At 38.5% G+C, this 15,046-nt stretch carries 9 protein-coding genes; 2 read left to right on the forward strand and 7 right to left on the reverse strand.

All coding sequences use genetic code 11. The annotated features are described in order from the left end of the window. Positions 1-13: 13 nt before the first annotated feature. From QZL88_RS15645 to QZL88_RS15670, 6 genes are all read right to left on the reverse strand, one after another. Positions 14-3,355, reverse strand: a complete 3,342-nt coding sequence (locus QZL88_RS15645; RefSeq protein ID WP_296942626.1) for a DUF5107 domain-containing protein — start codon at positions 3,353-3,355, stop codon at positions 14-16. Between the two features lie 148 nt (positions 3,356-3,503). After that, positions 3,504-5,645 (reverse strand): TIM-barrel domain-containing protein, encoded by a 2,142-nt coding sequence (locus tag QZL88_RS15650; protein ID WP_296942629.1) that lies wholly within the window; start codon positions 5,643-5,645, stop codon positions 3,504-3,506. Between the two features lie 14 nt (positions 5,646-5,659). Then, positions 5,660-7,570 (reverse strand): heparinase II/III family protein, encoded by a 1,911-nt coding sequence (locus QZL88_RS15655; RefSeq protein WP_296942631.1) that lies wholly within the window; start codon positions 7,568-7,570, stop codon positions 5,660-5,662. Positions 7,571-7,689: 119 nt separating this feature from the next. Further along, positions 7,690-8,886 carry a glycoside hydrolase family 88 protein gene (locus QZL88_RS15660; protein WP_296942633.1) on the reverse strand — a complete coding sequence of 399 codons (1,197 nt, stop codon included), beginning with the start codon at positions 8,884-8,886 and terminating at the stop codon, positions 7,690-7,692. Positions 8,887-8,893: 7 nt separating this feature from the next. Further along, a complete protein-coding gene (locus tag QZL88_RS15665) occupies positions 8,894-10,759 on the reverse strand; it encodes a glycoside hydrolase family 97 protein (protein ID WP_296942635.1) in 1,866 nt (621 codons plus the stop codon). Positions 10,760-10,794: 35 nt separating this feature from the next. Beyond that, on the reverse strand, positions 10,795-12,171 hold the full coding sequence (locus tag QZL88_RS15670) for a sugar porter family MFS transporter (protein ID WP_296942637.1): 1,377 nt from the start codon (positions 12,169-12,171) through the stop codon (positions 10,795-10,797). Positions 12,172-12,317: 146 nt separating this feature from the next. On the opposite strand from QZL88_RS15670, the gene QZL88_RS15675 reads away from it, so the two are divergent. Further along, positions 12,318-13,223: an AraC family transcriptional regulator gene (locus QZL88_RS15675; RefSeq protein WP_296942639.1), complete on the forward strand. Its 906-nt coding sequence runs from the start codon at positions 12,318-12,320 to the stop codon at positions 13,221-13,223. A gap of 76 nt (positions 13,224-13,299) precedes the next feature. After that, entirely contained in the window at positions 13,300-13,488 is a 189-nt protein-coding gene (locus QZL88_RS15680; protein WP_296942641.1) for a hypothetical protein, read from the forward strand. 88 nt (positions 13,489-13,576) lie between these two features. Here QZL88_RS15680 and QZL88_RS15685 read toward each other — a convergent pair whose 3' ends face one another. Next, the gene (locus QZL88_RS15685) at positions 13,577-15,046 is read right to left on the reverse strand and encodes a DUF3868 domain-containing protein (RefSeq protein WP_296942643.1); all 1,470 of its coding nucleotides are present in this window, start codon (positions 15,044-15,046) and stop codon (positions 13,577-13,579) included.

Raw genomic sequence — 15,046 nt, forward strand, 5'->3', positions numbered from 1 at the left:
TCGTTACTTTTTATTATTTTATCGATTCTAGCATAAGCAGTCCATCCTGATGATGGGGATCGAGTGTATGCACCTTGGTCAGGTATTTTTTTGCTTCAGCAACATTGCCTAAGCCTAGATTACCTAATCCCATCACATAATAGCAATGTATCTGATTTCGTGTGTTCAGATTATCTTCCCAAATAGCCAGATCGGGTAGTGAAACTGCAAAATAATCGATCCGGCAGTTGTCGAACAGATGCTTCTTCCCGTGATCTATAAGCTTATAATAACAACCTTTAGCTCTATCCTTATCGCCTATTGCATCCCAAGCTAATCCCTGATAATATATTTTATCCGGTTGCTGATCGTTATAGTAAAAAGCCTGCTTTGGTTCGCCGGAGCCTTTTGTCGCTTTTTTGAAATATAATAAAGCTTTTTCTTCATTACCTGCTCCCCTGTAAGCTAATCCTTTATAATAGTCTATATCGTTTTCTTCAGCATTGCAGAGTTTTCCTTCACCTAAATTGTGAGGATATGAATCTGTTTCATGTAATAACCCGATTGCCTCGGCATATTTTCCGTTCTTCATGGCTTGTTTAGCTAATTCAATGCGACAGATCATATATTGTTTGGTGATCTTCCCTTCGCCACCTTCCCATGGATGAAATGTACGGATATCAATCAGGTCTTTTGCTTCTTTGTATTTACCCAGTTGATTTAGCAATGTGATACGTTCGATACATAAATCGTCACGTTCCTCTACCAGATGGGGGTATTTTTCCATAAAGGCAATTCGAATTTTGGCTGACAATCCTATTTTTTTATATAACTGATCCAGTTCCATGAATATACGTGAATCTGTAGTATCTAATTCAAATGCTTTTTCGAGGAGCTCTCGAGCCTCTTCTTTCCGGTCAAATTTATTATAATAAGCCAAAGCCAGGTTTCGCAACACTGTGGGATATTTGTCGTTCAATTGTTTTGATTTCTCCCAACAGGTCAATGCTTCCCTGTACTGGCGGGCAGCATACCAGAAATTACCCAAATAATAAGGAGCAAACGAATCTCCGGGGTTTAACAGTATCGCATCTTGCAAAATGTTTACCTCTTCTATACGATTTGGAAAACATTTTTCGGGAGGCATTTTCGCACCCATCTGATAGTATTTGTGTGCTTTTTCTTTTTCGCCTTCCATTGATGATAAGTAGCCCAGAATGTAATATATCATAGGATAAACCTTATTCTTGTCTTTTATCGCATTGGACAATAAGGCTGAGGCCTCATTATATAATCCTGCCGAGGCAAAATCTAGTGCGTACTCTATATAAGAGTGAACAGCTTCCCGCATCATTGTCTTCATCTCGTCCAGATCGCTCGGGTTCTGCGTAAGTAGATATTTCTCAAAACGGGCACCCATATTGAATTTATCTATTCTGAGAGATTCCTCTACTAATGATATAGCTTCCTCTTTTCTACCCAGTTTACGAAGAATCGATATTTTTAATTGGCGGCCTTTGTGATTGTGCCAGTTGCGGATCAAACTGCGGTCTATCCGGTCTAATGCCGTACCCCACAAGCCTCTTATGCAATCTATTTGTGCCAGCGCATAGTAACCGGAATCCTGCCATGCTGCATTCCACGTTGCTTTGAAAAAAGCATCGTATGCTTCATCGAGTTTTCCTTGCATCTTTAAACTCCAGCCTAGGTTATAGTAAGGCTCTCCATCATATGGATTAGGATTACGTTCAGTCAGTGTTGCTATTGACTTTTCGAAGAAAGGCGTTGCTTTGGCAAACTGTCCGCGACGGATCAATAACAGACCCACTGCATTATTGCAACGGATATCACCTTCGTCGCGCCTCAGTGCTTCCATGTAATAATCCATCGGATTGTATGTCGCATGCCGGTACTGCTCTAAATGTAATCCTGTGAGATATAATTGTTCTATTAAGCCTATTTCCTTTGGCTCTTTGGCTTCCTTTGCAGGTTCAGGAGTCGGCTTTATTTCGGGCTTTTCAGGTTGATAGGTAAGTATAACTTCACCATCTGCCTTGTGGATAGAAAGTTCCAGATTACTTTCTTCGATATTCCTCGTTTTCAGAATTTTAGAAAAAACATTTGCTGGAGATATATTTGCCTTTTCATCCAGATAAACTATACCCGAAATATCTTTCAGGACGATACGTAGATTATCATACTCACCCGTTGTATATACGATAACTTCTGCTGTTTCGGATGTTAGCTCTATATTGGCTATTACATCCTTATTGGCATTCTTTACATAGCCTACTTCGGTGTATGGCATAAAGTATTGTACCCATGATTTTTCCTCATTTGGCTGTAACCATGTGAAATCAGGTTGGTTATCAGTATATACACCTGTCATTAACTCAATATAAGGGCCATCTTCATCTGTGAGGTTTCTGTCCCATGCCATACCAAAATCTCCGTTTCCCCATGTCCATTGCTTTTTACCGGGCGAAATATGATGATCTGCCACATGTAACAATCCGGCTTCCAGATCTTTTTCGTAACCTCCGACAAAATCAAATTTGGACTGGATAGCCATATATGATGTGGGTACAGGGATATTTTTATACTTTGATATGTCAACCCCTGCCGAATAGTTTTGTTTGTAATATACACCTGTGGCTATCGGAAAATTAGATACATCTCGTTTTCCATGATCGAATACTGCATGTACATCAGGTGGAAAGACCGAGTGATAACCATCATTTACTACTACAGCCGGATTGGCCCACCACAGAAATGTCTGGGGAAAAGGAGTACGATTGTATACTTTTACTTTTATTTCTATATAAGCTTTGCCCGGATAAAGGGTAAAACCCTGCATTCCTTTGAGCCTGAACATACGTTCGACTTCGTTGCACCAAACGGTAATACTACCATCTGCATTCTGTTCGATACAGTAATCCGTTCCCAAATAAGTGCTTGGGCGGTGATGTTGCGGCCAGTTAAATTCAATACCTCCCGAAATCCATGGACCGGTAAGTCCTACCAAAGCAGGCTTAATCACCTGATTGTAATATACAAAATGTCGTTTTTTTACTTTATCGTAAGCCATCTGTATACGTCCCCCCAATTCGGGCAGAACCATTACTTTGAGATATTCGTTTTCTATAAACAGGGCTATATAAGCTTTATTCTTTTTTTTATCAGTCACTGTCTCTATCACCGGATAGGGATAAACTACCCCGGAACTGCCTTGATAGACCCGCTTCTCCAAAAACATCGGATTTTTTTCTTCTTTGCCGGTTTCATAAGTTGGTAATTGAATAATTTCCTTCCATGCTTTCACAACACCTTTTTCATTCACTTTAGGTTGAATAAGGTAATTTGTTATTTCTTCCATATAATTATCTTATTTCATCATTCTTTACTAGTTCAGTTTTTCATATTTTTACATGCATAAAGTTATAGTAGCAACTATAAATAAAAATGTATATTTCTTCGCAAAGCATGTAATATATTCCTATTTTGGGGTTAAACCGGACAGACTCTCATTTTATGAAAATCCAATCCTGTATTTTATATCTACTTTTCTTATATGTGCCTTCCTTATCCATTTTTCTTTTTCCATTCTCTAGACTAAGCGTTATTGTATTAAATTCATTCTTCTTATAATTATAAGTCAGACCATCATCTTCAAATAAAGTTGCGGGATTGGCATTCTGTCCATAAACTATCGGTGTGATCTCAAATACCGTATTATCCGCCACATATTGTATTACTTTCGATAATGGCAGAATAGCACCTTCTTTTACAAAAATGGGCATTTGACTGAATGTGGCTATTATGTCGTATTCCTTCCCTCCTTCATACTTTTCGTTAGTATTGAAATTGTACCAATTACAGCCGGATGGAAAATATACTTTTCGTGAATGTGACTTTTCAAACAAGGGGGTAACTAGGATCGCAGCACCCATCATATACTGATGATCGATTATTGCAGCCTTCTTGTCTGTCGGAAAATCCATTACTAATGGGCGAAATGGCGGTATGCCTTTCTGGTAGTAGTTTGCAAATGCATCGTACAGATAGGGGATTAATTGCATGCGAATATTCACCAGCTTACGTACATTATCCTCCATTTCCCGGGCATTAGGTAAGAATTCGTTATTATTATTCTTTTCTTTATCGTATTGTAACCAAGGTGGATTCTCGAGAAACCAGTTATCGTTAACAGCAATCGGAGACAATAGAGCCGTCTGGAAACGATGAAAAAAATCATAATCGGAATCAGACCGTCTTACTTCCGGTGACCAGAGTAGTCCTCCGAAAGCTGAAGTACACATCATTTGTACATAGTCTTTGTGTCCGTAAATATCACTGTATAATACGGCCGGGATAGAAGACATAAATACTCCGGATGCACGATAGTCCTGATATGTTCTTGTATTTTGTTCGACATAGATATCATTCAATGTTTTTGCATATAGGCTTCCGAAGATTTGGTGCATCTGTTCTCCGTCCATTCCAGAAGGGAACAGGGTCATATCAGGAAATCCCCAATTAGCACTGCCATTATATACATTTGAATTATCGCATTCATCCAATTTGAATCCGCTCACACCTTCGGCTATGAGTGTTTTATGATAGTCTTTGAATATTCTTTTTGTTTCTGCTAAAGTAAAATCAGGTACCAGACCTCCCCAAACCATAAAATCGCCTGAATAAGGCTTTAGCTGTTCCCAGATAGGAGATGTAGGATGTACATAGGCATGCTCCCAAAGGTTGAGGCGGATATGTTTACTCTCCAATTCGGATATCATTGCCTTATGATCAGGGAAACGGTCTTCATTCCACACATATGAGCATGAATAGGATGCCGTTTGCCATCCCGGTTCTAGACCGAATACATCGCACGGAATTTGTTTTTCCCGCAGATAATCCAATGCGCGTAAAACTTTCTCTTGCGTAAAATCCGTTTTTGTCCTGTATTTAAAGCCGAGTCCCCAAAGAGGAGGCATAGCTCCGCCTCCTGAAAACAAATTGTAGCGTTGAACGACATTTAATAGATTTGTTCCTGAAAAAACAAATATCTCTACCCCTTGGGTGTTGGGTATATCAATGTATACAAAGTCTCCCGATTTTTCATTCTTGTATAATTCCTGTTCCGATGTGAAAACTTCTCCTGTAGGTTTTGAACTTGGTACTTTAATGGCTTTTTGCTTACTGTTTGTTCCACAAAGAAAAGTTGTGTAACGTGTTGTATTAACAAGTATTCCATATCCTCTATCTGATACATAGAATGTTTGAGGAGCATGAGATGCCCCTAACGAGTTTTGAGGATGATCATTTACAATCGGTTTCTTTTTTAAGCCTCTTTGTCCGAAGGAATTGGTTTGCATCCCGAAACCATACAGTTGCTCATCTTTAAATAATGGTATTTCGATCTGGCATCCGCGCTTGTTGACAATTATATTTATATCTTCTAATGAAAATGGAATATGCCCCTCGTCCAGTTTTTCTATATTTTCATATAGAGGTTTAACATCTAGCAGGGAGTACGGAGTATATTTCTCCGGTATTCCACAAGTTAACTTAATTACTCCCTTCGCAACTGTTTCCTTCTTTATTTCGTTCTGAGCCACCAAAGCCGAACTTAGTAAAATACAAACAGACAATATTATTTTCTTCATTTTAATTTGCTCTTTTAATTTATGAACTGCCATATAGTCTCAATATGCATATTTTTGCCTTTCACGCGAATAAACAGAGGATAAGCATCCTTTCCTTGTCGAGTTCCTGTGGGCGGTATTCCGGGAGCTTTTCCCAAAATGATTTCAAAATCGCCGTTTACTTTTATTTTTACCTTTGCATTTCTTAGTTGGAATTCGAAACTATTTTTCATCTGTTTATACTTCGCCTCACTCACTCGACTATAATTTTCTATTATTCGTGCATTTTCCTCCCCGTTGAAGTGAATGGGTTCTGTTAAGATAAGAGTGTAATCGTAAGTGTGCTCCGTTTCGGAAGTACATACAAATAAATCTTTCAGTGTATTATTTTCAAACTTAAGTTTACGGCTCATATTTACACCATTATAAGCATTATTGGCATCGGCTTCTATCATTCCACTCTCCTTTGTTGCATTGAACCGCTTGATTGTACAATCAGCCTTTTTTTGATTTTCACCATCTACGGTAACAGTATTGTGAGCAAATGTTTTTTGATACCAGAGCTGGCAGTCGGGCACTCCATAAGCCGTGGTTCCCAGATCGGGCAGTATTTCCGATTTGCCATCATGGATACTGATCGACAGCTTATCAGGATGACCATGTAAACCTCCATATGGACCATTCTTCATTACTATTGTCTTTCCATTGTATCTCAGGATTGCAACACCTAAATTATCAAAATTGAAAGATGGTAATTTAAGAGGAGTAACTTCGGCCTGATAATTATTGCCATTGACTAACGCTTCGGGCGAAAGTCTTTCTATCTGTTTGTAGCACTGCTGTAGCAAACTTTTATATAATGGGTTGTTATCCCGGATTGCCATTATTTCATATAGGCTCACTTGTTCGGTCAATGATATTCCATACCAGCCATCATTTTGTGACGGGAAGGTTAAATCGGGATAAAGCATATTGACCGGAGCGGAAAACATATTCAGTAATTTCTGGTCATAGAGATTTATGTTACGGCAACGAACGGCTTCGGCGGTCAGAAGAATTGCTCGCAAAGGATAGAAATGATAGACTACAGACCCTTCGTTCCACCAACCATCAGGGTATACATTTTTGGACATCATATCCCAATAACCATAATCCTTTTTGTTGAGTGCGATATCAATGATACTATCATTTCTTAAAGCAACACCCATAGCAGCAATTGCTCCGTTGTGCCACACTTGCCAATTGTTTGTCGACCGTTGTTGTAAATGTAAGTCGAGAGAAGGTTTAAATAGATTCTCGCATATTGTCTGTTGTTCTTCGATAGTCAAAGTCAGTTCTATAACTGAATATACACGTGCGACATCGATGAACCAAACCGATTCGTCGAGGCTTTGAGCAAACATTTTACCGCCAAAATTCTTAACATTTAAACGCCGTTCACGGTCATGGATTTTATAATGCGGATATTTTGAAGCTAAATCCAATAACATATTTTTAGCCATATTCGGATATTGTTTATCTCCTTTTGCCAAGAAAAGGTACGCACAGGCTTTCAAATAGTTGAGATTACTGGCATGAACGAAATTTACCCAGGCCCAATCGTATTTATCTACGCCTACCCATTTCTTGCCGCACTGCGAACAATAATGGCCATTAGGACTGTCCCAATCGAATACGAATTGGGTGTTATGCACGGGACAAAAATAGTCGTGCCCATGTCCTCCTTCCATCGATGGTATTGACAGCGGATGCGTAAGTCTTTCTGCAACTGTCTTTTCCAACTTTTTTATTATTTTATCACCCCACTGTGTGTTTGCCGAATTCTTTATCCTATTTATTTCTCCGGAAGTGTAAAAGCTAAAGTCGGGCTTTTGCTGTGCAGAAATATAGTCTCCTCTTCCCCAGAACAGGAGGCTAATAATACTAAACATAATTATTTTTGACATAAGATCTAAATTATCAGAATACTAACTAAGAGATGGATACGGAACGGCAATACATTTCTGAACGGCAATTAATTATTGCTGTTATTAGACATAAATAAAAGAAGGGTAGGAGTGAGTCTCTAAAAGAGCTTCCCTGTTTCGTTCAACTGTTTTAGCCGGATTAATGCTTCGATATAATAATAATCGGCGTAAATAATAGAAGCTTCAATTTCCGAATTGTTCGGTTTATGTCCGGTCGCATGCAAGAGGAACGCATTGTTTTTATCGCGACTTTGATATTCGGCTGACGAAAGTGATTCAATTATTTTCATAGCCTTTTGCATATAATTATCTTTCTCTTTCGGATCATCAACATATTGCGACAATTCGATCAATGCAGAACAAGTTACAGCCGCCGCCGAAGCGTCACGCGGAGCGTTGGGGATGGCCGGGTCATCGTAATCCCAGTAAGGAATGTAATCTTCCGGAATATCTCTAAAGAAACGTTCGGTAGCTTTTTGGGCAGTTTTCAGAAATTCAGGATCTTTTGTCTCGCGATAACACATTGTGAATCCATATATCGCCCACGATTGTCCGCGTGCCCACATTGAACTATCGGAATAACCCTGATGGGTGACGCCTGCAACTTTCTTTCCGGTAATTGTATCGTAAGCAATTACATGGTAGGTGCTGAAATCTTCCCGAAAATGGTTATTCATTGTTATTTCTGCGTGATGGGTTGCAATCTTCGCTAATTTAGGGGAACCTCCGTTTTTAGCAGCCCAATACAGTATTTCGAGGTTAAGCATATTGTCTATTATTGTATTGTGATGCCAATTCATTTTTTTATTGAATCCCGGCCACGAATTGATTGTTCCTACTTTTGGGTTATACAAAACAGCTAGTGAATCGGCGCCCCGAAGAAGTATTTCTTTATATTGATGATTTTGTGTTAAACGATAACCGTTTCCCAAACTGCAATAAAGCATAAATCCCAGATCGTGGTTGTCGGCTTTATAATTCACAATAGGATATAAGGCTTCGGAGAAGCGCTCTGCTTCTTTCAGAATAGTAGTATCTTTTGCCGATTCGTACGTATACCATAGGATGCCCGGCCAAAAGCCACTGGTCCAGTCTCGTATGCCTGTGCAATGCCAACTTTTTATCGTATCGGAGATTATGTTTCGGGGCATCATATCCGATTTTTCCAGATGAGGAAGACTTTTTTCTACCTGCTGCTTGCAGTATGCCAGGTTTGTATCTACATTAAACTTATTTTCTGTTTTACATGCCACCAGAAGGATAAGAGATAAGATTAATAAGGTTAGATTCTTCATAGAGAGATTATTTTTCTTTAATAATCATGGCAACACCTCCACGAGGAAGCATATCCAGTTTTATTTGTGTTTTTGTATTTACCTGTTTAGTTTCAACAGCCACATGTGTGCGTGTTTTTACTTTTTCCCCGCCATCGGTATACAGTGTCATCTCATATTTTTTTGCAGGATCTAAGAAGTCCAGTGCTAATGTTTGTTTGCGAGCATCGTTATTGGTGATACAGCCAACAAACCACACGCCATCTTTTTTACGGGCTATGGATATATTTTCTCCTATTTCGCCGTTCAGTACCTTTGTGTCATCCCATACCGTTGGCAATTGGTCGAAGAATGCAATCTCGGGCACTCCGTAAACATCTTCAGGCGAATCGTACCAGTAGATAAACTGCAACGGACTATATTCGATAATGGAAAGAGCTAACTGATGGCAAGCTGTGCTTTCGAGTGAGCGGGCATTCAAAGGTAACTTCTCCTTTAATTCTCTGCGATGAAAATAGCAGATCGTTGCATCTCCAGCTCCACAAATGAATCGGGTGAACGGTAATGTGGTCGTTGTATTGCCATCGGGGAACTCTTCGTTTCCGCATATCCCTTCCTGAGTAAGAAGATTAGGGTATGTACGGCTAAAGCCTGTAGGACGATATTCGTCGTGGATGTCGACCATCAGATTATGTGCAGCACATTTCTTTACCGCTTCGTGTAACCAATACGTCCATTTTACATTACCTACATGTACAAATCCAAATTTAATTCCGGCAATACCCCACGATTGGTAAAGTGGCAGAATTTCGTCCAGATACATATCCAGTGCACGCTGGTTCACATATAGCCATACTCCTATCCCCTTTGTTTTTGCATATGCCGTTACTTCGGGAATATTCAGATCATTTACATCGCAACGTGCCGGATCGACATCCGATTTACGCGGGTCGGAATCTCGTGATGTTTCCGAGCCGTACCAACCGGCATCGAAATGTACATATTCTATACTGCGCTCTGCCGCAAAATCAATACATTTTTTGGCGGCTTCGGTAGTTAGTCGGGTGATCCGGAAAATCTTCCCCGGTTTAATCCATGATGTATCTTTTATCTTATTCGGGGCATTTAAGTTCAATATAATATCGTTATTTGCCAATAATTCTGCAGGTTTTTCGGCTACCATTATTACGCGCCAGGGGGTTGCAAAAGGAGCAATGTCTTCAATGTTTTCATACATTTTGCATCGAATGATATTTTCTTCTCCCTTATTTACTACAAATTTAGTCCTGCAATAATTCACCATTTCAGCTTCAGCCAGACATGTATATAATCCGTTTTTGAGTTTCATTGTCAGTGGACGCTCCGATTCACCGGGCCAATCTCTGATGGGTAAGTAGGTATAGCGCGATTGGGCAAAAGGGGCAAACCAACAATAGGTCTCGGGAGGAGTCACAAATGTCGTATTTTCCGACTTTATCGTTTGATAACCATTTCCAGCATTCACATACCTGAAAGCAATGCCTTCGTTGTATGCTCTTACTTCGATATTAAGCTTGTCGCCTCTCCCTGTCTTTTTTACTATGAATGTTTTCTGATTGTAGTGGTCGCGTACTTCTGCCCGTTCGCCGTACACTTGTTTCCAAACTTCATCGTTTGTAGTATCCTTTATCTTTTCCAACTCCAGCTTATTCTCCCATCCGCTTATCCCCATCGAAGACAATAATATTACCGGCTGGTCTTTATATTTTATTTCATATGCCAGTTCCCCATTTGGCCGTTCGTCTTGTAAGTAAAAGCACAGATTACCATTCGGGGATAATAGTTTGTACTCTTTAGCTGTAAGATTCAGGATGACAATAAGTAATAATAAGAGAGTGATCGTATTTTTCTTCATTTCTATTATATTTTAGCTGTATTAAATCGACTATTCTATTTCGTAAGTTCTTGTTCTATTCTTTCCAGAGATTTTCCTTTTGTTTCGGGCAACATCTTTTTTACAAAGAAGAAGCCTATCAGGCAAATAATACCATATAACCAGAAAGTCCCATAAGCACCTAAAGTATTATTGAGTAGAGGGAATGTGTATGTAAGGATAAAGCACGCTGTCCAAAGTGAGAATGTAGATACAGCCATTGCCATTGCCCTGATCCGGGTTGGAAATATTTCGGATAAAACTACCCAGGTAATAGGTGCTAAAGTCATAGCATAACACCCAATAGCTAGCATTACCAATATTAAGACAAATATACCCGATATATGAGTGTAATAACATGTACCGAGAATGGTATATATGCATGCCAGACCAATTGCACCGAGTAATAGTAATGATCTGCGACCCAGTTTGTCGACAGTGTACATCCCTACGATAGTGAATACGACATTGGTTACACCGGTGATAACAATATTGAACAGAATATCGGACACCCCATAACCCGCAGCCGCAAATATTTCTTGTGCATAATTAAATATTACATTTATTCCGCACCATTGCTGAAAAGCAGCTATAACAATTCCTATGATAAGAATCTTGGGCATCTTCCCTTTAAATAAAAATTTGATATTTGTTTTTTCTTTTATCTGAGAGTTCGCGTCTTTAATCGATTCAAATTCTTTATCAGCATATTCTTGACCTCCAATTTTTGCTAATATGTCCCTTGATTTCTTGAACTGCATTTTTGTGCATAACCAGCGTGGGCTTTCAGGTATGATAAATACCAGAATGAAAAAGAAAATAGCAGGTATTGCCCCGGCCCAGAACATCCAGCGCCAGCCTATTTGTCCATTCCACGATTCTGCTAAATTCTCTCCTGTAATAATGGGCTCAGCTATGAGCCAGTTGACTATTTGTGCGGAAAGTATGCCGATCACGACAGTCAATTGGTTTAAAGATACGAATTTGCCTCGTACATTAGCCGGTGAAACTTCGGCTATATACATAGGGGACAGGTTTGATGCGATTCCAATACCTACACCTCCAAGTATACGATAAAAAATAAACCAGGAAAGTGTATCTGAAATACCTGTACCTATAGCTGCTATTATGAAAATGGATGCAGCAATAATCATTAATGGTTTTCGTCCATAGCGATCAGAAAAACTCCCTGAAACCATAACGCCGAGTAGGCAGCCTAATATAGCGCTTCCCATAACAAATCCTTGTGCCGAGGGAGAATCCTGGATGTTGAAATATAACTCATAAAAAGGCTTGGCTCCACCAATTACAACCCAATCATAGCCAAAGAGAAGGCCTCCCATTGCAGATACGAATGTGATGAGGAGTAAATAGGAATTTGTATGTATTTTCATTGTGATATTAGATAAATAAGATTCTTAACATATAGATTGTAAAGGTAGCATTGTTTTTTACAAAGAAAATGTAAGTTCTTTTTGAAAACATGTAAAATATTACTATTTTAGTAATGTATTTCAAGTGTTAATAAATACTTATCAATATGGAAAACACAGAAACCGTAGCTGATGGCTTTAAGGGAGAAAAGGCCATAGTGACACCTTATAATATAAGAGAATACCAGGAACACAATAAAATAACCAAACAACTATATTTGACACATATAGGATATTATCCCAATGCAAAATTTCATTTTCGGGAAAGAGATAATGGAGCTAACGAAAATATATTGATTTATTGCACAAGTGGTAGAGGCTGGATAGAACATAATGATGTGAGGTATACTTTATCTCAAAATCAGGCTTATATAATGCCAGCTAATGAGAAACACATCTATGGCGCTGATAAAAGGGATCCCTGGAGTATTTACTGGTTGCATTTCAAAGGCCAGAATGTGAGTATGTTCGAATCTATTATCGGAAAAGTTGTCTTTGTAAAAGAGTCGGACAGTAGCAGATACGATGATCGGATTATGCTTTTTGAAGATATGTACCAGAATCTGGAAATGGGATATAATCCTGAGAATTTAGAATACATAAGTTTTTGCTTAATGCATTTTCTTGCATCTCTTAAATATATAACTCAATATAGGGAGGTAAAGAATGTGAAGATCGACAACGTTATTCAGCAATGTATTCATTATATGAAAGATAACCTTGAAAATAAAGTCACATTGGATACTATAGCAAAAGCTGTCGGGTATTCGAGTTCTCATCTGAATACTCTCTTTTCTCAAAAAACATCTTATTCTCCAATGGTATACTACAATCAGCTCAGGATACAGCGTGCGTGTTCATTTCTCCAGTTCTCGGAATTAAAAATTAAAGAAATAGCTTTCAGATTGGGCTATTATGATCCTTTTCACTTCTCTAAGGCTTTCTTTAACGAAATGGAAATTACACCTAAGGAATATAGACGAAGATATAGGGAAAGTAAAGGGGGGGATTGATCTAATTTAAAGATGATTTTATATTTCTAAAAATAATGTCAGTCAGTAGTTGAAACTCTCTCTCTATATATATTGTATGGATATTCTTGATCTTTTCTGCGACATGCAATCAAATATTGCTTGTATTATTTCTTTTGGATCACTTCGCTTTGCCGAACGTTGTTTTCCAAGTGAAAAAGTAATCAGAAATGCTTTGGCTTCCCGTACTTTTAGCTTACAGCATGGTTTGCGTACGACAAAACAGTCTCCTATCATTGTAGTATGATTAAAGTGAAAAAAAAGAGGATGCATCCGAATCCTCTTAATTAGATTATTATATTATTTGTGGCGGTGGAGTGAGTTGATATATAGATTTATTTCTGATTTATTATTCTCTGCTCATAGTTTTCTAACAACTTTACTTTCTCTAAATTTTCAGAGGCTTCAGATGAGCCGTTAATCTGAGCTTTTAGAAAAAATTCTTTCGCTTTATCCATGTTTCCTTCAAGTGCATATAAGATTCCCAAATTATTCCACGAATCAGAGATGTCTTGATATTTATCCAGATAACGGTGAGCGGCAGCAGTGTCTCCTTTTTCCAATTCAATGGCAGCAGCGTTTATATTGGCAATAACATCTTTCGGGTACACTCGGACAGCTATATCGAATAATTCTTTAAATTCGTTACTCCCTTTTTCGTAGCTGTTTGCAACGAGAAACATCTCGTTGAGACTCATCTGTCCGGGTTTGGTTTTTACAATTTCTTTGCCTTCTTCAATACTAAATGCTCGCACTATATAGTCTAGTTTATAATCTACTCTGCGCAATGCCGGGAAATGTTCATTGAGAAGCGTTCTGTAAGAAGCCTGAGTCTTTAATTTTTGTTCTTTGGCATCTTCGGATAAAGTTGAGTTAATTATTTCCATTAGTTTATCCTTATCCGGCAGATATGACTCTTCAACAATTTTTTTCAGTCCAGCCCAGTCCTCTGCTACAGAATTGGTATTAAATAAGCTGTTGTCAAAGTTATATCTATTTTGAAGATAATTTTTCAAGGCTTGAGTTCTTGAGGCCGATAGGCGGTTGTTTAATTCATAGCTTCCTTCTGGAGATGCATATCCACATAAATTTATGGATGTTATAGTGGCATTTTTATCATTTTTCAATTGACCTAGAATATCGTCGATTTTACTTAGTTCTTTGAAATTATTTCGAAAATCCGGAATGATTACAGATTTTCCAACTTGAAAATCAAGAAAGGCAGAACCCTCATAATCACGGTTCTTTACAGCTTCTGTCTTGGGTGCTATGTAAGAAATAGTAAATCTGATTTCAGGCTTGCTTATGTTTGGTTGCTCCACAATAATTCCATCTCCTATACTATCCCAATCTTCATTCTTTTTGCACTCCGCACAGCCAATGAGCTCTTGTTTGATAGTAAATGTGGCTGTTCTCATCCATTCTTCAAAAGAGAGGGTCTGAGTATAGCTGATTTTTGATGATTCAGATTTCTTTAGTAAGATGATATTATTGTCGGTGTTTTTTTTATCAAAGAATCGCGCCCTGTTGTCGGCCTTATATCTGGTACTTCCTTTGATAACAATCTTTGGTAATTCCATTATATTGTTATCGGCTTTGATCGCAGGAGTCAATATGATTGCTTCGTTTGGTTGTAAGTTCGCTTTGCTGCCGTCTACAGCCATTTCTATAGACAATTTGTTCCCGGTTTGCCATGCCTTAGCATCATTCACATATATGTTGTTGTGGATACGTTGGGCTATAATGATATTATTGGTGAAAAATAATATCGCCAGCATGCAGAGGAAAATATTTTTCTTTTTCAT

Source organism: uncultured Dysgonomonas sp. (assembly GCF_900079725.1).
Classification (GTDB): Bacteria; Bacteroidota; Bacteroidia; order Bacteroidales; family Dysgonomonadaceae; genus Dysgonomonas.